We start from the raw sequence: 19,320 nt of genomic DNA, 5'->3' as shown, positions 1-19,320 counted from the left end.
GCCCGTCGTGCCGCGCCATGGCGAGTGCTGGACGCTGCCGACAATGGTCGCGTTGCCGCCAGGCGCCAGTTCCGCGGGGGCATTGCATGACGCGCAGCCTGATGGTCTGGGGCAGCAGCAGCGGTGCAGGCAAGAGCCTGTTGGCCACCGCGCTGTGCCGCTGGGCTGCGCAGCGGGGCATCGACGTGGCGCCGTTCAAGGCGCAAAACATGAGCAACAACGCACGGGTGGTGCCCGGGCCGGACGGCGGCTTCGGCGAAATCGGCGCGGCGCAGTATTTCCAGGCCCTGGCCGCGCGCGTGCCGCCGACGGTGGACATGAACCCGGTGCTGCTCAAGCCCGAGCGCGACACCTCCAGCCAGGTGGTGTTGCAGGGTCACGTGGCGGATGACTTGTCGCGCCTGCCCTGGCGCGAGCGCAGCGCCCACCTGGCGACCGCGGCGCACGAAAGCTTCGTGCGCCTGCACGCCCAGCACGAACTGCTGGTGATCGAGGGTGCGGGCTCGCCGGCCGAGATCAACCTCGCCGCGCACGACTATGTGAACCTCGGCACTGCACGCTGGGCGCAGGCGGCGGGCGAGTTCAAGAGCCTGGTTGTCACCGACATCGACCGCGGCGGCGCCTTCGCCCACCTCTACGGCACCTGGGCGCTGCTGCCCGATGACCTGAAGCCGACGCTCGCCGGCTTCGTGCTCAACAAGTTCCGCGGTGACGCGGCTTTGCTGGCGCCCGGGCCTGACCGCTTGCGACAGCTGACGGACGTGCCCATCGTCGGCGTGCTGCCGATGCAGCGCGACCATGGCCTGCCTGACGAAGACGGCGTGTTCGACGCCGCCGCCATCGGCGACGGCGAAGCGCCGCACCAGCGCGTGGCGGTGGTCGCCTACCCACGCATCAGCAACCTCGACGAGTTCCAGCCGCTGCGCCAGGTGCCCGGCCTGCGGTTGACCTGGGCGCGCCACGCGGCCGAGCTGGAGGCGGCGGACTGGATCATTCTTCCCGGCTCCAAGCAAGTCAGCGGCGACCTGCACTGGCTGCGCGAGCGTGGGCTGGACGCCGCCATCGCCCGTCACGCGGCCCAGGGCAAACGGGTGCTGGGCGTCTGCGGCGGCTTGCAGATGCTGGGCACCTGGCTGAACGATCCGCAAGGCCTGGACGGGACGCCGGGCAGCGTGCCCGGCCTCGGCCTGCTGCCGCTGAGCACACGCTATGCCGCGCCCAAGCGCGTGCTGGCCGTGCAGGCACGCTTCGACGATTTGCAGCCACCTTGGCAGGCGCTGGCCGGCATCGATACCCCCGCCTACGAGATCAGGACCGGCATCACCGAGCCCGTTGATGCGCTGCCCGGCGCGGCGCTCGCCACCGCGCTGCGCGATGGCCACGGCACCGTGATCGGCTGGCAACGCGGCCCGGTGCTGGGCGCCTATGCCCACGGCCTGTTCGAATCGGCGGCCGTGATGCGCGCGCTGTTTGGCGCCGAGGTGGCCACCCTCGATGCCAGCCTGGACGGACTTGCCGATCTCGTGGACCGGCACTTCGAGCCCGGCGTGCTGAACCGGTGCTTGCGCGCATGACCCGCCTGGCCCTCCTGGCCCTGCCAAACGCTGCTGGCCCGCCCGCAGGCCCGCTCGGCTTGCGCCCGACCGCCAAGGGTTGGTGCCCCGGCGCCCATCGCGCCATGGCCTCGGGCGATGGCCTGCTCGTGCGCGTGCGCCCACGCCTGGCGCGCTTGACGGTCGCGCAAGCCATGGGGCTTTGCGAGGCGGCGCAAGGCTTGGGTTCGGGGCTCATCGACCTGACCAACCGAGCCAACCTGCAGCTGCGCGGTGTGACACCACGCCACCATGACGCGGTGATTGAGGCACTCTGCGGCCTGGGCCTGCTCGATGCCGACGCGGCGCGGGAAGCCTGGCCCGCCATCCTCGTGGCGCCCTGCTGGCAGGCGGGCGATGACACCGAGCGCATCGCCTCCGAGCTGGCGGCGCGCCTTGGCGAGCTGCCCGCCTTGCCGCCCAAGTTCGGTTTCGCGGTGGATGCGGGGCCGGCCCCGGTGTTGGCTGAAGCCTCGGCCGACGTGCGCATCGAACGCGGCCGCTCGGGCGGGCTGATCGTGCGCGCCGATGGTGCTGCGGCCGGCCACCCGGTCACGCGGCTGGTGCAGTGGATACGGCGCTCGCCCTGGCCGCCTGGTTTGCGGCGACGGCGGGATCGGTTGAACCTGCATCAAGGCGCATGAGTCGCCACCTGGTCACCCACCCACTTCCCCGCGACCTGAAGCCGCTCGAACCCCCGGCACCGTCAGCCGCATTGCCTCGTCCCGGCATGTCGGCGCTCGGGCCGGTCTACGGCGTGGCATTCGGCCAGATCGAGGCAGCCGCGCTCGCTCGCCTGCTGCGCGACAGCGGCGCAGCGGCGCTGCGCTTGACGCCGCACCGCGCACTGATTCTGGAAGCTGGCGGGCGGCGCGATTCGACCGAGTTCCTCACGGCGGCCGACGACCCCATGTTGCGCATTGACGCCTGTCCCGGCGCACCGTCATGTACCTCGGCCACGGTGGAGACCCGCGCAATGGCCCGTGCACTCGCGCCTGCTCTCGAGACGGTGGCCCCCGGCGCACGTCGCAGCCTGCATGTGTCCGGCTGCACCAAAGGCTGCGCCCGCGCTCGCGCCGCCGACATCACCCTGGTGGGCCGCAACGGCAAATTCGATCTGGTGCGCGACGGCTGCGCCTGGGACACACCATCGCAGACAGGGCTGTCCCCCGAGGCCCTGCGCTCATTCATCGGAGCCCTTTGATGCATGTTTATGAAACCGATGGCGCGGCCATCTACCAACGCTCCTTCGCGATGATCCGCGCCGAGGCCGACCTCGCACGCTTCGATGCCGACGACGAGCCGGTGGCGGTGCGCATGATCCACGCCGCCGGCCTGATCGGGCTCGAAGCGCACCTCCGTTTCTCGTCCGGCTTCGTGCGTGCGGCACGGGCGGCCCTGGCGGCCGGTGCGCCCATCCTGTGTGATGCGCGCATGGTCAGCCAGGGGGTGACCCGTTCGCGCCTGCCGTGTGGCAACGACGTGCTATGTACCCTGCACGACCCGACCGTGCCCGAGCTGGCCAAGGCGATGTCGACCACCCGTTCCGCCGCCGCGCTGGAACTCTGGCGGCCGCACCTGCAAGCGCCGTGGTGGCCATCGGCAATGCGCCGACCGCCTTGTTCCATCTGCTCAACATGCTGCAAGACCCGACCTGCCCGCGGCCTGCGGCCATCGTCGGCTGCCCGGTCGGCTTCGTCGGCGCGGCGGAATCGAAAGAGGCGCTGTGGGCCGAGCAGCCCGCGCCTTGCTGCACGGTGGCCGGGCGGCTGGGCGGCAGCGCTATCACGGTGGCGGCGATCAACGCGCTGGGGAGCCGTTCGGAATGACTTCACTCGGCACGCTCTACGGCCTGGGCCTGGGCCCGGGCGACCCGGACCTGATGACCGTGCGCGCCCACCGCTTGCTGCGCAGCGCCACCCACGTCGCGTATTTCCGCAAAGCCGGACGGCCCGGACAGGCGCGGCGCATCGTCGACGGGCTGTTGCCCGAAGGCGTGGTGGAACATGCGATGGAGTACCCCGTCACCACCGAAATCCCGGTGGAAGACCCGGCTTACAACCATGCTCTCTCGGCCTTCTATGTCGAGTGCGCAGCGCACCTGCGCGCGCTGTCGGACGCCGGCCACGACGTGGTGGTGCTGTGCGAGGGCGACCCGTTCTTCTATGGCTCCTTCATGCACCTCTACACCCGGCTGGTCGAGACGCACCCCGTGCAGGTGGTGCCGGCCATCACGGGCATGTCGGGCGCGTGGACGGTCACGGGCCAGCCCATCACCTGGGGCGACGACGTGCTGACCGTGCTGATGGGCACCCTGCCCGAAGCCAGGCTCGCACGCCACATGGCCGACAGCGAAGCGCTGGTGGTGATGAAGATCGGCCGCCACATCGACAAGGTGCGGCGAGCCCTGGCCACCGCCGGCCGTCTGGACGAGGCCTGGCTGGTCGAGTTCGCCACCATGCCGGGCCAGAAGGTTGTGCGTCTGGCACAGGTCGAAGGCCGCGTCACGCCGTATTTTTCGATCGTGCTGGTGCATGGGCGGGGGCGGCGTCCATGAGCAGCGTCGCCGCGCCCGGCAGCGTCAGCCTGGTCGGTGCCGGCCCGGGCGACCCGGACTTGCTGACCGTGCGGGCCATCAAGGCCATCCGCTGCGCCACCGTGCTGCTCGTCGACGACCTGGTGGGGGCCGGAGTGCTGCGCTATGCGCGGCGCAGCGCGCGTATCGTGCACGTGGGCAAACGAGGCGGATGCAAGAGTACCGCGCAGGCCTTCATCCACAAGCTCATGGTCGCCGAAGCGCAGCGCGGCGAAACCGTGGTCCGACTGAAAGGTGGAGACCCGCTCGTCTTCGGTCGCGGCGGCGAGGAGGCCGAGCACCTGCGCGCCGCCGGAATACCGGTGCAGGTGGTCAACGGCATCTCTTCGGGCCTGGCTGCCGCCACCGCGCTGGGCGTGCCCTGGACACACCGCGACCATGCCCATGGCGTGCTGCTGGTGACGGGCCATGCCGGCGAAGCGAATGCCGAGCTGCACTGGCCCACCCTGGGCGCGGCGGCGGCACAGGGGCTGACCCTGGTGGTCTACATGGCCATGCAGCGCCTGGCCGTTGTCCAGGCCGGCCTGGCCACCACGCTGAGCGCGGGCACCCCCGCCGCGCTGGTGCAGAACGCCAGCACCGGCCAGGAACGGCGCCTGCTCAGCACGTTGGGGCGTCTGGTCGAGGATGCCGCCGCCAGCAGCATGCAAAGCCCGGCGATCCTGATCGTCGGCAACGTGTTGGCGGCTTGCCGGGATCGGGACCGCAGCGCCACCGCCGCAGCGCCCGGCGATGAACTGCAAGTGCAGTGTTTGCCAGGGAGCGGAACTTGAGCCAATCCACCATGGACGGGAGCGTCAAGGGTTGGCTCGTCGTCGCCGGGCTCGGCCCCGGCGCCGAGGACTGGGTGACACCGGAGGTGACGGCGGCGTTGGCAGCGGCCACCGACGTGGTGGGCTACCTGCCTATGTGGCCCGGGTGGCGCCACGCACCGGGCTCACGCTGCACGCCAGCGACAACCGGGTCGAGCTGGACCGCGCCGCCCACGCGCTGCGCATGGTCGGCGAGGGTCGGCGTGTGGTGGTGGTGTCGTCCGGCGACCCCGGCGTGTTCGCGATGGCCTCGGCCGTGTTCGAGGCGGTGGAGACCGGCCCCGCCGCGTGGCGCGCGCTGGACGTGCGCGTGCTGCCCGGCATCACCGCGATGCTGGCCGCCGCAGCGCGCGCGGGGGCGCCGCTGGGCCACGACTTCTGCGCCATCAACCTGTCGGACAACCTGAAGCCCTGGGCGCTGGTGGAACGCCGCCTGCGGCTGGCGGTGCAGGCCGACTTCGCGATGGCCTTCTACAACCCGCGCTCGGTGTCGCGCCCGCAGGGCTTCACCCGCGCCCTGGCCGTGCTGCGCGAGGAATGCGGCGCTGCAGGAAGCCCCACCCGCCCGGTGATCTTCGCCCGCGCCGTGTCCACCCCCGACGAGACCATCCGTGTCGTTGCGCTGAGCGACGCGCAGCCCGAGATGGCCGACATGCGCACCATCGTCATCGTCGGCTCCAGCCTGACGCGGGTGATCGCGCGAGACGGCGGCGTGCCGTGGATCTACACGCCGCGCTCTGCACCGCCCGAGGTGTCCGCATGATCCGACGGAGGACGCGGCGCATGACCCAGCCACTGCAGCACCTGGTCCATGCGGGTCACCTCGTGCCGGGCGGGGATCAGCGGCCGCGCCATCATCAAGACCGGCAAGCCGAGGCCGCGCGCGGCGTGCAGCTTGGCCTGCGCGCCCGTGCCGCCGGCGTTCTTGCAGACCACGATGTCAACCCGATGCTCGCGCATCAACGCGGTGTCGCTCGCCACGTCGAAGGGACCGCGCGAAACGATGGTCGTGTGCTGCGGCAACGGCGGCGGGCTGTCGGGTACATCGACCAGCCGCAGGACGTAGTGATGCTGGGGCTGTGCCGCGAACGCTGCCAGATGCATTCGCCCCAGGGCCAGCATGACGCGCCGCGGCGGCCCGCCCAGCGCAGCGACGGCAGCCGGGAGATCGGCCACCGACTGCCACCGGTCGCCCAGGCCGGGCTGCCAGGCGGCGCGCGTCAGCGCCAGCAGCGGCACGCCGGTCTGCGCGCAGGCCGCGATGGCGTTGCCGCTCATCTGCGCGGCAAACGGATGGGTGGCATCGACGAGGTGCGTCACACCCTGGTCGCGCAGATACCGCACCAGCCCGGGCACGCCGCCGAAGCCGCCCACGCGCACGGCGATGGGTTGCGCCCTGGGCTGGGCCACCCGGCCGGCATACGACAACACAGCGCGTTCGCCACGTTCGGCCAAGGCCAGCGCGAGCGCGCTGGCTTCCAGCGTGCCGCCGAGGACAAGGATGTTGCGCATGGCTGAGTTCAATGGTCAGGCACCTTGGTTGACGATCATCGGGCTGGGCGAAGACGGCCCGCACGGCCTGCCGCCCGCCAGCCGCGCTGCGCTCGACGCGGCCGAGGTGGTCGCAGGCAGCGCCCGCCATCTGGCGCTGTTGCCAAACCTCCGCGCCGAGCGACTCGAATGGCCCGTGCCATTCGCCGATGGCATCCCGATGCTACTGGCACAGCGCGGGCGCCGCATGGCGATGCTGGCCTCCGGCGATCCGTTCTGGTATGGCGCCGGCACCTCGGTGACGCGCCACCTCGCCGCGCACGAGTGGCACGCGCTGCCCGCGCCATCAACCTTCGGCCTGGCCGCCGCGCGCTTGGGCTGGGCGCTGGAACACGTCACCTGCCTCGGCCTGCACGCCGCGCCGCTGGCGCGCCTGCGCCCGCATCTGTGCAAGGACGCGCGACTGCTGGTGCTGCTGCGTGACGGCGCGGCGGTGGCCGAGCTGGCACGCTACCTCGTGGACGCCGATTTCGGTGCCAGCGGGATGAGCGTGCTCGAAGCACTGGGCGGACCGCACGAGCGCCGGCGCGACGCGGTCGCCTCCACCTTCGACCTGACCGATGTGCGCCACCCGGTGGCCGTCGCCTTGCAGGTCGCCGGAACGGGTCTGGCCTTGCCGCGCAGCGCGGGTCTGCCCGATATCGTTTTTGCGCACGACGGCCAGATCACCAAGCAACGTGTGCGGGCCTTGGCGCTGTGCGCCCTGGCACCGCGCCCCGGCGAGCGGCTGTGGGACATCGGCGCGGGTTCGGGGTCGGTGGGTATCGAATGGCTGCTGGCGCACCCCCGATGTGAGGCCGTGGCCATCGAGGCCGACCCGGTACGTGCGGCGCGACTGCGTAGCAACGCCGACCGCTTGGGCGTCGATCGGCTGGTGCTGGTGACCGGCACCGCGCCCGGGGCTTTGGCGGGCCTTCCTGCGCCCGATGCGGTATTCATCGGCGGCGGGCTCGGCGATGAACTCCTGCGGCATCTGTGGCAAGCGCTCCCGGCAGGCTGCCGGGTGGTCGTCCATGCGGTGACGCTGGAGTCTGAAGCGCTGTTGACCGCATGGCAGGGGAGCGCGGGCGGCAGCCTGCTTCGCTTCGAACTGTCAGAGGCCGCGCCACTGGGCACACGGCGCGGCTGGCGCGCCGCCTACCCGATCGTGCAGTGGAGCGTGACGCGATGATGGTGGCCGGGTTCGGGTTTCGAAGGGGCGCGACGCTGGCCTCACTGCGGGATGCGTTGGCCCAAGCGCTCGAGCTCGCGCAGCCCGCAACTACGTCACCGCACGCCGTCACATTGCTCGCTGCTGCGCAAGACAAGGCCGAAGCCCCCTGCCTGCGCGCCTTGGCCACAGACCTCGGCCTGCCCCTGTGCGTTGTTGCGCCGGCGCAAGTTGCAGCCACCCCCACCTTGACCGACAGCACCGCCGTGCGCGCGCTGCGAGGCACCGGCAGCACGGCCGAAGCAGCGGCACTGGCCGTCGCCCTGAAGCATGGCGGGCCGGCCGCGAAGCTATTGCACCCGCGCTCGGTGTCGACCGATCGCCTGGCCACCTGCGCCATTGCCACTCTGGCACCCCACTCGAGGACTCGCCCATGACCATCCACTTCATCGGCGCCGGCCCCGGCGCGCCCGACCTGCTGACCCTGCGCGGGCGCGACCTGATCGCCCGCTGCCCGGTGTGCCTGTACGCCGGCTCGCTGGTGCCCGAAGAGATCCTCGCCCATTGCCCACCCGGCGCGCGCATCGTCAACACCGCGCCGCTCGATCTCGACATGATCGTCGCCGAGATGGCTGCCGCCCACGCGGCCGGGAAAGACGTGGCACGACTGCATTCGGGCGACCTCTCGGTGTGGTCGGCGATGGGCGAGCAACTGCGCCGCTTGCGTGCGGCCGGCATCCCGTACACCGTCACTCCCGGCGTTCCATCTTTTGCCGCAGCGGCGGCGGCGCTCGGCGCGGAACTCACGCTGCCCGGCCTCGCGCAATCGGTGGTGCTGACGCGCACGTCGGGGCGCGCCTCGCCGATGCCGCCCGGCGAAAGCCTGGCCCGGTTTGCTGCGACCGGGGCCACGCTGGCCGTGCACCTGTCGATCCACAGGCTCGCCGAGGTGGTGGCCGAGTTGACACCGACCTACGGTGCCGCGTGCCCGGTCGCCGTGGTCTACCGCGCGAGCTGGCCCGATGAGCAGATCGTCCGTGGCACGCTGGCCACCATCGAGGCCGCAATGGGCAATGGCGTGGAGCGCACGGCACTGATCCTCGTCGGACCCGCGCTGGCCGCCGAGGGCTTTGCCGAAAGCCGCCTGTACGCAAGCGACTACGAACGGCGCTTCAGGCCGACCACAGCGTCCGACGGCTCGCCGCGCGCCTGACCACGCGGCCAACCTTGCATGACCTCCCTCTCAGCAAGCTCAGAAGACTACCCAACCTCCGATCCCCAACCCGGCACCACACGCTGGTGCCCCACGCCAAGGAAACTGCACCATGCACATGGAACCCGGAATCGTGGATGGCACGAAGACCGTGCTCTCCTACGCAACAGCCACTGCCTGCGCGCTCTACGCGGGCCGGCTGTCCCTGGCCCACATCCGCCAGGAGGGAGCGGTCTCGCTCCTGCTGCGCAGCGTGATCGCCGCCACGCTCGTATTCGTCTTCTTCGAGGTCTTCCCGCACGTGCCTGTCGGCGTGTCCGAGGTGCATCTGATCCTCGGTTCGTCACTGTTCCTGTTACTAGGCGCGGCGCCGACGGCCGTCGGCCTGACGGTGGGGCTGGCTGTCCAGGGGCTGTTCTTCGAGCCGCAGGACTTGCCGCAATACGGCATGAACGTGACCACGCTGCTGGCCGCGCTCTTCGTCATGCAAGCCGTGGCCAAGCGGGTGCTGCCGGCGAACATTCCGTATGTCGACCTGGGCTACTCGCATGTGCTCAAGATGTCGGTGGTGTTCCAGGGCGGTATCGTCGCCTGGGTGGCCTTCTGGACGATCTTCGGCCGCGGCTTCGGTGCAGAGACTCTGCAAGGCGTGGGGAGCTTCGGGCTGGCCTACATGACGGTCGTGCTGCTGGAGCCGCTGATCGACCTGGCCGCGTTGGCCGGGGCCAAGGCGCTGCACGGGCTCCCCGGGCTGGGGAGCACGGTGCTCGTGACGCCGCGACTGCACCGCGCAGCCTGATCTCGGCGCGGGTCGCCAATGCATGCCCTGCCGATGATCGACCTGCTGCTGATTGGTATCGGCACCGGACACCCCGAGCATCTGACGCTGCAGGCCATCGGCGCGCTGAACCGCGCGACCTGATCCTGATCCCGCGAAAGGGCGCCAACAAGGCCGACCTCGCCGACCTGCGGCGCACGGTCTGTGCGACTCACCTCACCGGGCCGGCTCGGGTCGTCGAGTTCGACCTGCCCGTGCGCGACGCCGAGGCGGCCACCTACCTCGATGGCGTCCACGACTGGCACGCCGCGATTGCCGCGACCTGGGCGCAATTGATCGCCGCACACCAGCCACAAGGCGGACGCGTGGCGCTGCTGGTCTGGGGCGATCCGTCGCTCTACGACTCCAGCCTGCGCATCGCCGAGCGCCTGCGGGCCGATGGACTGGCGCTGCGCGTCGAGGTGATCCCCGGCCTGACCAGCCTGCAACTGCTGACCGCCGCACACGCCATCCCGCTCAACACGCTGGCTGCGCCGGTGCTGATCACCACCGGACGCCAGTTGCGTGATGGCGGCTGGCCGGCAGGCGTGGACACGGTGGTGGTGATGCTCGACGGCACCTGTTCCTTCCAGAGGCTTGCGCCCGAGGGCCTGCACATCTACTGGGGCGCCTACCTCGGCATGCCGCAGCAGTTGCTCCTGGCAGGGCCGCTGGCCACCACCGGCGAGCTCATACTGGAGGCTCGCGCAGCGGCCCGTGCCGAACAGGGCTGGATCATGGACATCTACCTGCTGCGCCGGGGTGTCGAGTTCGCTTCACCCGCCCGCGTCTCGGGTAAATGAGCTGGGCGGATCCATGACCGGGCCTGCCATCGCCCGCCGTTCCATCGAGACCGTGCTCGCAGACGGCAAGATCCAGGCCGCAGAACAGCGACGCGCCTTGATGGTCAGGCCGGGGGCGTTCGCCAGGAATGCCACGCAGCTCCTTGCGGTGGCCAAGGCCTGCCTGGACGCTGGCCGCCCGGTGGGTTCGGGATGGCTCTGTTGCCCGACTCCACGCCGGCAGACCATGTGCTGGCAGCCGGGCGCCTCGCCCTGCGCGTGGACAAGCCGCAACTGGCGAATCGCCTATTTGGCATCGCCGATCTGCAACACCCGCTCGGCGCACCAGATGACCTCGCCCAGGCGCAGGCGACCCTGGCTACCGCACAGAGGATGCGACAGCCCCGCGGCCACCATTGCGCGTGAGCGACCCACACGCAATGGCTGGACGGCGCACAGCGAATGTTCAGTCGACATGTTCGTTGTCGTCCATTCGCCAGTAGTCATCGAAAACCAGGCTCGCGAGATCGGCGCGAGTCCGCCATTGCTGTGTCTCCAGCATGGGCCGGGGATAGAACTCGTCGACTCGCCCCAGGCAGAGGATGGCCACGGGGCGGCTGCCTGACGGCATCCGGAGCAAGTCCCGCAATGCCTCGGGATCGAACATCGAGACCCAGCCCATGCCGACATCCTCTACGCGCGCGGCAAGCCATATGTTTTGAATCGCGCAGGCGACCGAAGCGAGATCCATGTCAGGCATCGTGCGCCGCCCGAAGACATGCTGCTCGCGTTTGTCGCAGAGTGCGGCGACGAGAATCTCCGCGCATTCACGCATCCCCTCGACCTTGAGCCTGAGAAACTCATGTTGCCGTTCGCCGAGCGCGTTCGCTGTTTCGACCCGTTCTGCTTCGACGAGCGCCAACATTTTGCGGCGCACTTCGACGGACCTCACGCGAATGAAACGCCACGGCTGCATGTAGCCCACGCTGGGGGCACAGTGAGCCGCATCGAGCAGGCGCGTCATGAGCGCCTCGTCGAGCGGGTCACTGCGGAAGTGCCGCATGTCGCGGCGTGCTGCGATCACTTCGTACAGGGTGTTGATCTGGGTCTGGGTGAATCTGGACATTCGGTCGCGCAGCCAAAAAATGCGAATCGGGGCGCCAGCATAAGGCTCGATGGATTCAGCCGGTGCGATGAATCGTTTGGATCACATCACAGCCGCCGCTCGTGGCCGCCTGATGATGGCCGGGGGCTGCCTGTCCCTCAAACTCGCTGACGGCTGACGTTGGGCCGCCATGCGAACACACCGAAGGACTGCTGTCGAGACTGACCGCGAACTTACAGTCGCGCCTCAGCAGCGAAACTACATCGGCTCCATACCGGTCGTCTTGATCGCCGCAGCCGACTCCGCGCTCTTCAGTGCCGCAATGAACGAGCGCGCGACCTCAACTTGTGTGGAAGAACCATGCAGCCCGGCGGACCAGACGGTGTAACTCTGGACCCCGGGGGGAAGTGCGCCGAGGAATTCCACACCTTTTGCATGCAGCAGCTCGGCTACCTGCTGGAACCCGAGTTCGGCATCGCCCCGGGCAATGAATTCACCGATCTGCGCGCCTGATGGTGGCTGGACGATTTTCGACTTGATCTGCTCAGCCACGCCCAGCCGCCGGAACAGCGACTCAAGGTAGCGGCCGCTGGTGCCGGACGAAATCGCGATCGAGTTCGCCTTGATCAAGGCCTGGCGCAACCCATCGACGGTCGACACGTCTGGGCGCGGCAGCCCCGAGCGGACCGCCACGCCAATCCCTGACTTCGCAAAGTCGGCGCGCGAGCCAGGTACCAGCTTGCCGTCTGTCGCACCCCGGTCGATGTTCTGGGCGGCGTTGATGACAACGTCGAACACTTCGCCCTCAGCCGTGCGCTTGCTAATGGTCTCCGACCCTGCCCAGGTGAACACGACGCGATGCTCCGACTCGCGCTCGAAACGCTTGGCGATCTCGGTCACGGTCTCCTTCACCGCGTTGGGCGCAATCACCTTCAGTTCCGCGGCGAAGGCATGCGATCCCAGTGCGAGTGCCATCGCGACAGCGATGTGGCGGCTCGGCGCCGAGTCCCAAATTGCCGCCATCCACAACCTGACATGCATGATGATCCAATTCGCGTTATGGCGAGGGAAGCGTTGCATGTGAGTGCAGTCCTGTCAATGCGATTGCACGGGTACGAAGGGGTCTGTGAATGGCCGCCGCGAACGAGCAAATTCAGTGGACTCTCGTGAGGGTCTGCAATTTGCCGGGCGCGGTCGATGATGGGCCTTGCCGTGCGACCGGTCGGCGATGGGTTGTTGACACGGGCCGCCGAGGGTCGGCTATGTGGGGCTCAGCCGCCATCCGCAGTCGGTCGCTGTGCACCGGCCAGCGACCCACTGCGGAAGTACGCAGCGAATAGAAGCAGACGCTCGATTCGGGGGGATTCACGGAATCTGCGCGCACCCCGCCCTGGGTGCCCATGAACAGCCTCCCGAGGCTTTTTCGGGCTGCGGCAGATCGAGGGTCGCAGCTTCGTTCTGAATCTGCGTCCATGGCTTGGCTGTCATGGGAGCGTTGGCTGTTCCTGAAGCGCTGCAATCAGTGGGCACGACACCCTGCCGTGGCTCGCGCAGCAGTCGTCGACCAAGGTGGCCAGAACCGACTCGATGCGCAGCAGGTCAGCCAACTTGGAGCGCACATCGATGAGTTTCTGCTCGGCGAGGTGGCGCGCCTCGTCGCAGTGCGCGCCGTCGTCCAACGTCAACAGCCCATCAACCTCGTCTAGGCTAAAGCCGAGGCGCTGCGCTGACTTGACGAACCGGACACGCGCGACATCGGCCTCGCCGTAGCGCCGGATGCTGCCGTACGGCCTGTCCGGTTCCGGCAGTAGCCCTTTGCGCTGGTAGAACCGGATCGTTTCCACGTTGACGCCGGCAGCCTCGGCGAAGGCGCCAATGCTTAAGTTATCAGTCTGCATACCCATACCGCTTGACTCCGTACACAAGTACGGAAGTAAGGTTACGCGGTTCCCAAAGGACTTGAAAGGATGAGCGTAATGTCAGAACCCACAAGCGGTCGTGGCGCCCTCGTTGCAGGCGGCCTTGCCGCGCTGCTCGCCTCGACGTGCTGTCTCGGCCCCCTGGTCCTCGTGGCGCTGGGCGTGAGCGGCGCCTGGATCGGCAATCTAACGGCGCTGGAGCCCTATCGCCCGCTGTTCCTCGGCGCGGCACTGGTCGCGATGTTCTTCGCCTATCGACGCATCTTTCGGCCGGCGCAGGACTGCAAGCCCGGTGAGGTCTGCGCGGTGCCGCAGGTGCGGCGCGCCTACCAAGTCGTGTTCTGGATTGTCGCCGCGCTCGTCATCGTCGCACTCGCGTTTCCCTATGTACTGCCCCTGTTCTACTGAAAGGATTCCATCATGAAGAAGCTGTTGCCCGTGGTCGCCCTGATCGCCGCCTTTGCCGCGCCCGCATGGGCTGCTATGCAGACCGTCACGCTGTCGGTTCCGGGCATGACCTGCGCCGCCTGCCCGTTGACCGTCAAGCAATCGCTGAGCAAGGTCCAGGGCGTGAGCAAGACCGAGGTGAGCTTCGAGAAGAAGCAGGCCGTCGTGTCGTTCGATGACGCCAAGACCAACGTCCAGGCGCTGACCAAGGCCACCGCGGACGCGGGCTACCCATCGACCGCCAAGCAGTAGGACCCTCCGATCATGGGACTGGTGACGCGCATCGTCGACAAGGCTGGTGCGCTGGGCAGCGTCGTCTCCGCGATGGGCTGCGCGGCGTGCTTTCCGGCGATCGCGAGCCTCGGGGCGGCGGTGGGCCTGGGCTTCCTGAGCGAGTACGAAGGTCTGTTCATCACCAAGCTGCTGCCGCTATTCGCGGCGATCGCCCTGGTCGCGAACGGCTTGGGCTGGTTCAGTCATCGGCAGTGGCATCGCACGCTGCTGGGCATGGTGGGACCGGCCATGGTGCTGGCAGCCATGCTCCTGTTCTTCGGTCAGTGGTGGACGGCCCGGCTGTTGTATACGGGCCTGGCCATCATGGTCGGCGTGTCGATCTGGGATCTGGTCTCACCGGCGCACCGCCGCTGTGCCCCCGACTCATGCGAGTTGCCGCAAAGCACGGTACGTTGAACCCAAGAGAGAAAGAAGTCACTGCATGACCAGCTTGCAAATCGAAGGCATGACCTGTCCATCGTGCGCCGAGCACGTCCGCGATGCGTTGAAAAATGTGCCCGGCGTTCGATCGGTCTCGGTGTCGTATCCGGACCGCTTGGCCAAGCTCATGATCGACGAAGGCACGTCGCCGGCGACATTGACGGCCGCAGTATCAGCGGCTGGCTACAGCGCCAAGCACGCCGACGTGCCGGGCGAGCAAGCGTCAGGGCTGCTCGGCAAGGCACGTCAATGGCTCGGCGGGGCTGTGCGGCCGGCCGCCGACGGCCAACCGCTTCACGTTGCGGTCGTCGGCAGTGGCGGTGCCGCCATGGCGGCGGCGCTCAAGGCTGCCGAGAATGGCGCCCGCGTCACGCTGATCGAGCGCGGCACGATCGGCGGCACCTGCGTCAATGTCGGCTGTGTGCCGTCGAAGATCATGATCCGCGCCGCGCACGTCGCGCATCTGCGCCGCGAAAGCCCGTTCGACGCCGGCGTGTCCGCGACGGCGCCGACCGTGCGGCGCGACCGCCTGCTCGGGCAGCAGCAGGCCCGCGTGGACGAGTTGCGCCGCGGCAAGTACGAGAACATCCTCAATGGCACCCCGGCGATCACGGTGATGCACGGCACAGCGCGATTCAAAGACAACCGCACACTGACCCTGGCGCTGCTTGACGGTGGTGAGCAGGCGGTCGCCTTCGACCGCTGCCTGGTGGCCACCGGTGCGAGCGCTGCGGTGCCGCCCGTCCCTGGCCTGGCGGACACGCCGTACTGGACGTCGACCGAAGCCTTGGCGAGCGATTCGATCCCGAAGCGCCTGGCCGTGATCGGTTCTTCCGTGGTGGCGGTGGAACTCGCGCAGGCCTTTGCGCGTCTTGGCAGCCAAGTCACGGTCCTGGCACGCAGCAAGCTGTTCTTCCGCGAAGACCCTGCCATCGGCGCCGCCGTGACCGCAGCGTTCCGTGATGAAGGCATTCAGGTGCTGGAACAGACGCAGGCCAGCCAAGTAGCCCACGTGGATGGTGAATTCGTGCTGACGATCAACCACGGCGAGTTGCGCGCAGACCAGCTCCTCGTCGCCACGGGGCGGACGCCCAACACGCGTGGCATGAATCTGGAAGCTGCCGGCGTCAAGCTCGACAAGCTTGGCGCGATCCTGATCGACGATCACATGCGCACGAGCGCGCCGAACATCTATGCCGCCGGCGACTGCACCGATCAGCCTCAGTTCGTGTACGTCGCGGCCGCGGCGGGGACCCGAGCGGCTGTCAACATGACCGGCGGCGACGCCAAGATCGATCTCGGCGCGATGCCCGCTGTCGTGTTCACGGACCCTCAGGTAGCCACGGTGGGCTACACCGAAGCCGAAGCGCATCTGGCCGGCATCGAGACGGACAGTCGCACGCTGACGCTGGACAACGTGCCGCGTGCGCTGGTGAACTTCGACACGCGCGGCTTCATCAAGCTGGTGGCGGAGGCGGGCTCCGGCCGGCTGCTGGGCGTGCAAGCGGTCACCGCGGAAGCCGGCGAGATCATCCAGACCGCAGCCATCGCCATCCGTGCCCGCATGACCGTGCACGATCTAGCCAACCAGCTATTCCCTTATCTCACGATGGTGGAGGGCCTGAAGCTGGCCGCGCAAACCTTCACCAAGGACGTGAAGCAGCTGTCGTGCTGCGCAGGCTGACACAGTCCACACGCGGCTCGATGGCATCGACCCAATGAGACCTCCATGGAACTGACAAGCTATGCCACCGAGGTCGCTGCACGCCTCATGCCGGCCGAGCGTTCAGAGGGGTGCGCAGAACTGCTTGTCGCGCTTCTGGGCGAGCTCGTCAAAGGGCACCCAGTGCAAAGGGACGCATTCGCGGCAACACTCGGCTGGTCCGCCGAGCGACTGACGGCACTGCTCGAACAAGAACCGTGCACAGAGTATGACGACGATGGCAATGTCATCGGTTACGGCATCACCCTGCGCGAGACAGCACATGCATTCGAGGTCGACGGGCAACGTCTCTACACCTGGTGCGCGCTCGACGCCTTGATGTTCCCGGGGATGATCGGCAAGACTGCGCGGGTCTTCTCACGTTGTCCCGCAACCGGGCTTTCGGTTTCTTTGACTGTGACGCCTGAGGGACTTCGAGACGTTGAACCGACAAGTGCCGTCGTCTCGCTACCGCTGCTGGAAGCGGCGCCGAATATTCGCAGCTCGTTCTGTTGTCACGTGAATTTCTATGCGTCGACCTCGGCCGCGCCGCGATCCGTGCACCAACGGATGGAACTCGTCTGCGTCGAGGACGCATTCCGGGTTGGCCAATTGATCGCTGACTCTTTGACGACGGGGGCGGCCGCCGGCGCAACAAGCCCGCGATCCGAATTGCGCTCGCAGACCTGTCATGCCAACCCCTGAAAGGATTGCTTCGACATCACGCGGCAGCGGTGAGGGCCACGTCGGCTATGACACAACATAGCAGAGATCGGCCAAGGATGACCGACGGCTTACTGGCGCCGCTCCCAATGTCAGCAAGTGGCCGCGTGCCGCCGATCAGAATCAAGCGATGGCCGGCCGGTCCACACGAGGTGGCCGACGTTCAGGTCCGGCTCCGCGGGGTATCAAACTGCGGTGACGTTGAATCGGTCGCACAGTCTCATCGAGCTGCCGCACCTTGAGCTCCTCCACCCAGGGCTTGACGGTGAAGCTGCTTGTGCTGCCGTGCCCGAAATCGAACATGCTTGGCATCACTATGCCGATAACTAACCTTAACGGTGTAGCAACGCCAGAGAGTTAAACTGACAAGCGTGAAAACCGGCCGGTCTGTAACCGCAACCCCGCTGTCGCTCCCGGATGCTGCGGCCCTGTCAGCACTGCGGGCCTGGCACGAGGGTCTGTCGTCGAGAGAGGCAGTCGCGCGGTACCTGGGCGAAACCCGGTTGGCCGGCCAGTCCTCGCGCGGCATCGTCGGGGCGATCCGTCGACGCATCGCGGCCTTCGCCAGGTCCCGCCATCGAGACGATCTTGCCAATCACTTCACCGGGCCCGCCCGCAAGGGTCCAGGTGCGGCGCGCGCGGTGGCGACCGCCCTCGAGTTGCTGCGCACTGCTGCCGTTCCAGTCCCGCTGATCGGCGATGGCGTCGATCGCTGGCTTGCACCGCGGGTCGTCACGGCCCTGCGGGCGGCCGGCATCAGGACACTGGCCGATCTCACGCTTCGAGTGCCGCGCCGCCGGCGCTGGTGGGTGGGCATCGCCGGACTCGGTGTTTCTGGCGCTCGCCAGATCGAAGCCTTCTTCGCCGCGCATCCGGACCTTTCCGATCGCGCTCGCGCGCTGGTGGTGACCACTGCACCAGACGACGTGGTCCCATGGGAGAAGATCGTCGTGCCGCATGAGGTCGACGGCACCATGGGCCTGCATCGCGCGCCGCGGGCGTCGTGCGTCCTGCGAGCGAACAACGATTACGAAGCAGTCCAGGCGTGGCTGTCGCTGCATGAGGCGCCCGCGACGCTGCGGGCCTATCGCAAGGAAGCGGAGCGGTTGATGCTGTGGGCAATCGTCGAGCGCGGGGTCGCACTGTCATCGCTGGCCACAGAGGATGCCGTGGCCTATCGGGCGTTTTTGCGGCAACCCTCACCGAGGCAGCGTTGGGTGGGGCCGGCATCACCTCGCACCGCTGCCGAGTGGCGGCCGTTCGCGGGTTGCTTGTCCACGCGCTCAAGGGGCTATGCGCTATCCGTCCTCAGCTCGATGTTCAGATGGCTGATCGAGCGGCGATATGTCCTGGCCAACCCATTCGCCGGCATCAAGGTGCGCGGTGCCAAGCAAGCGACCTTGGATACGACGAGGGTGTTTTCCGAAGGCGAGTGGAAGCTCCTGAGGACGGTCGCCGACGGTTTGGAGTGGTCGTACGGCTGGCAGCCTGGCGCTGCTCAACGGCTTCGCTTTGTGATCGACTTCAGCTATTGCACTGGACTGCGCGCCGGCGAGCTCGTTCGCGCGACGCTGGGATCCATCGAAGTCGATGCGCATGGCGATCACTGGCTGCACGTGGTTGGCAAAGGCAGCAAGTCCGGCAAGGTCGTGTTGCCGGGGATGGCCCGTGGGGTGCTTGACCGGCAGCTGGCTCAGCGAGGCTTTCCGGTGACGCCAGCGAAGTGGGACCCCGCCACGCCGTTGCTCGGCAGCCTCGATGGCGAGGCGGGCATCACATCCAAGCGGCTGTGGGCGATCGTGAAGAGGTTCTTCGCCACCGCTGCCGGTGTCCTCGCGGAGGCGAACCCCGCGCTGGCCGAGAAGCTGAGGCGGGCAACACCGCACTGGACGCGGCACACGCACGCGACCCACGCGCTGCAGCGCGGCGCCGAACTCACAACCGTGCGGGACAACCTGCGGCACGCGTCGCTCTCCACGACTTCGATGTACCTGCACTCGGACGACGTTCGCCGAGCGAAGCAGATCGGTGGGGCGTTCGAGGCCCCGGCGGCGTGAAAGGCTGCGGCAGGCCGAAGCGTGTCAACTTGCACCGAAAGCACAAGACGCTTGGAAGGGGCGGTTTTGCAAGTGCTTGTCGCGCCTAGCGATTCTTGAGCGGACCGTGTCAATCTGCAGGAAAAATACGATTACCCCGG

21 protein-coding genes and 2 pseudogenes are annotated in these 19,320 nt (G+C 68.2%); 19 read left to right on the top strand and 4 right to left on the bottom strand.

Annotated features, from left to right (window positions below; all coding sequences use genetic code 11):
- Positions 1-86 precede the first annotated feature (86 nt).
- From x551_RS03925 to cobJ, 7 genes and pseudogenes are all read left to right on the top strand, one after another.
- Positions 87-1,574 (top strand): cobyric acid synthase, encoded by a 1,488-nt coding sequence (locus tag x551_RS03925; protein WP_031943530.1) that lies wholly within the window; start codon positions 87-89, stop codon positions 1,572-1,574.
- Entirely contained in the window at positions 1,571-2,236 is a 666-nt protein-coding gene (locus tag x551_RS26395) for a hypothetical protein (RefSeq protein ID WP_031943531.1), read from the top strand. The genes x551_RS03925 and x551_RS26395 overlap by 4 nt, the downstream gene beginning before the upstream one ends.
- An 86-nt stretch (positions 2,237-2,322) precedes the next feature.
- Positions 2,323-2,796: a hypothetical protein gene (locus tag x551_RS26390; protein ID WP_216701298.1), complete on the top strand. Its 474-nt coding sequence runs from the start codon at positions 2,323-2,325 to the stop codon at positions 2,794-2,796.
- A pseudogene (locus x551_RS03915) lies at positions 2,796-3,421 on the top strand (precorrin-8X methylmutase). The gene x551_RS26390 and the pseudogene x551_RS03915 overlap by 1 nt, the downstream one beginning before the upstream one ends.
- Positions 3,418-4,149 carry a precorrin-2 C(20)-methyltransferase gene (locus x551_RS03910; RefSeq protein WP_031943534.1) on the top strand — a complete coding sequence of 244 codons (732 nt, stop codon included), beginning with the start codon at positions 3,418-3,420 and terminating at the stop codon, positions 4,147-4,149. Before x551_RS03915 ends, x551_RS03910 begins: the two are co-directional and overlap by 4 nt.
- Positions 4,146-4,961 (top strand): uroporphyrinogen-III C-methyltransferase, encoded by an 816-nt coding sequence (cobA, locus tag x551_RS03905; RefSeq protein ID WP_031943535.1) that lies wholly within the window; start codon positions 4,146-4,148, stop codon positions 4,959-4,961. Before x551_RS03910 ends, cobA begins: the two co-directional genes overlap by 4 nt.
- Before the next feature lie 11 nt (positions 4,962-4,972).
- Positions 4,973-5,763: pseudogene (cobJ, locus tag x551_RS03900) on the top strand (precorrin-3B C(17)-methyltransferase).
- On the opposite strand, the gene x551_RS03895 reads toward cobJ, so the two are convergent.
- The gene (locus x551_RS03895) at positions 5,724-6,512 is read right to left on the bottom strand and encodes a cobalt-precorrin-6A reductase (protein ID WP_031943537.1); all 789 of its coding nucleotides are present in this window, start codon (positions 6,510-6,512) and stop codon (positions 5,724-5,726) included. The pseudogene cobJ and the gene x551_RS03895 overlap by 40 nt on opposite strands.
- Between x551_RS03895 and x551_RS03890 the strand changes: the two genes are divergently transcribed.
- From x551_RS03890 to x551_RS24960, 6 genes are all read left to right on the top strand, one after another.
- Positions 6,511-7,722: a bifunctional cobalt-precorrin-7 (C(5))-methyltransferase/cobalt-precorrin-6B (C(15))-methyltransferase gene (locus x551_RS03890; protein ID WP_036230845.1), complete on the top strand. Its 1,212-nt coding sequence runs from the start codon at positions 6,511-6,513 to the stop codon at positions 7,720-7,722. The genes x551_RS03895 and x551_RS03890 overlap by 2 nt on opposite strands.
- Complete coding sequence (locus x551_RS03885) at positions 7,719-8,138, top strand: cobalamin biosynthesis protein (RefSeq protein WP_031943611.1); 420 nt, start codon at positions 7,719-7,721, stop codon at positions 8,136-8,138. The genes x551_RS03890 and x551_RS03885 overlap by 4 nt, the downstream gene beginning before the upstream one ends.
- A complete protein-coding gene (cobM, locus tag x551_RS03880; protein WP_031943540.1) occupies positions 8,135-8,914 on the top strand; it encodes a precorrin-4 C(11)-methyltransferase in 780 nt (259 codons plus the stop codon). Before x551_RS03885 ends, cobM begins: the two co-directional genes overlap by 4 nt.
- 112 nt (positions 8,915-9,026) lie before the next feature.
- Complete coding sequence (locus x551_RS03875; RefSeq protein ID WP_036247619.1) at positions 9,027-9,713, top strand: energy-coupling factor ABC transporter permease; 687 nt, start codon at positions 9,027-9,029, stop codon at positions 9,711-9,713.
- Between the two features lie 119 nt (positions 9,714-9,832).
- Positions 9,833-10,534, top strand: coding sequence for a precorrin-6A synthase (deacetylating) (gene cobF / locus x551_RS03870; protein ID WP_343252111.1), 702 nt, complete (start codon positions 9,833-9,835; stop codon positions 10,532-10,534).
- A 201-nt stretch (positions 10,535-10,735) separates the two neighbouring features.
- Entirely contained in the window at positions 10,736-10,939 is a 204-nt protein-coding gene (locus x551_RS24960) for a hypothetical protein (RefSeq protein ID WP_161727955.1), read from the top strand.
- 40 nt (positions 10,940-10,979) lie between these two features.
- Here the strand turns inward: x551_RS24960 and bluB are convergent, their stop codons facing one another.
- The 3 genes from bluB to merR form a co-directional block, all read right to left on the bottom strand.
- The gene (gene bluB / locus x551_RS03865) at positions 10,980-11,639 is read right to left on the bottom strand and encodes a 5,6-dimethylbenzimidazole synthase (RefSeq protein ID WP_031943544.1); all 660 of its coding nucleotides are present in this window, start codon (positions 11,637-11,639) and stop codon (positions 10,980-10,982) included.
- A 237-nt stretch (positions 11,640-11,876) separates the two neighbouring features.
- Complete coding sequence (locus x551_RS03860; protein ID WP_031943545.1) at positions 11,877-12,698, bottom strand: substrate-binding domain-containing protein; 822 nt, start codon at positions 12,696-12,698, stop codon at positions 11,877-11,879.
- A 404-nt stretch (positions 12,699-13,102) separates the two neighbouring features.
- Complete coding sequence (gene merR, locus x551_RS03855) at positions 13,103-13,522, bottom strand: Hg(II)-responsive transcriptional regulator (protein ID WP_031943546.1); 420 nt, start codon at positions 13,520-13,522, stop codon at positions 13,103-13,105.
- Positions 13,523-13,594: 72 nt separating this feature from the next.
- Between merR and merT the strand changes: the two genes are divergently transcribed.
- The 6 genes from merT to x551_RS03825 all read left to right on the top strand — a co-directional run bounded on the left by merT (position 13,595) and on the right by x551_RS03825 (position 19,180).
- On the top strand, positions 13,595-13,945 hold the full coding sequence (gene merT / locus x551_RS03850; protein WP_031943547.1) for a mercuric ion transporter MerT: 351 nt from the start codon (positions 13,595-13,597) through the stop codon (positions 13,943-13,945).
- A gap of 12 nt (positions 13,946-13,957) precedes the next feature.
- On the top strand, positions 13,958-14,236 hold the full coding sequence (merP, locus tag x551_RS03845; RefSeq protein ID WP_031943548.1) for a mercury resistance system periplasmic binding protein MerP: 279 nt from the start codon (positions 13,958-13,960) through the stop codon (positions 14,234-14,236).
- A gap of 12 nt (positions 14,237-14,248) precedes the next feature.
- Positions 14,249-14,674 carry an organomercurial transporter MerC gene (gene merC / locus x551_RS03840; RefSeq protein ID WP_031943549.1) on the top strand — a complete coding sequence of 142 codons (426 nt, stop codon included), beginning with the start codon at positions 14,249-14,251 and terminating at the stop codon, positions 14,672-14,674.
- A gap of 25 nt (positions 14,675-14,699) precedes the next feature.
- On the top strand, positions 14,700-16,382 hold the full coding sequence (merA, locus tag x551_RS03835; RefSeq protein WP_031943550.1) for a mercury(II) reductase: 1,683 nt from the start codon (positions 14,700-14,702) through the stop codon (positions 16,380-16,382).
- A 45-nt stretch (positions 16,383-16,427) separates the two neighbouring features.
- A complete protein-coding gene (merB, locus tag x551_RS24040; RefSeq protein ID WP_031943551.1) occupies positions 16,428-17,105 on the top strand; it encodes an organomercurial lyase MerB in 678 nt (225 codons plus the stop codon).
- A gap of 389 nt (positions 17,106-17,494) precedes the next feature.
- A complete protein-coding gene (locus x551_RS03825; protein ID WP_031943552.1) occupies positions 17,495-19,180 on the top strand; it encodes a phage integrase family protein in 1,686 nt (561 codons plus the stop codon).
- The last annotated feature ends 140 nt before the right edge of the window (positions 19,181-19,320 follow it).

It is taken from the genome of Methylibium sp. T29, from assembly GCF_000576205.1.
Classification (GTDB): Bacteria; Pseudomonadota; Gammaproteobacteria; order Burkholderiales; family Burkholderiaceae_C; genus Methylibium; species Methylibium petroleiphilum.
The sequence above is the reverse complement of the archived record's forward strand: the minus strand, read 5'-3'. Positions and strand labels throughout refer to the sequence as shown.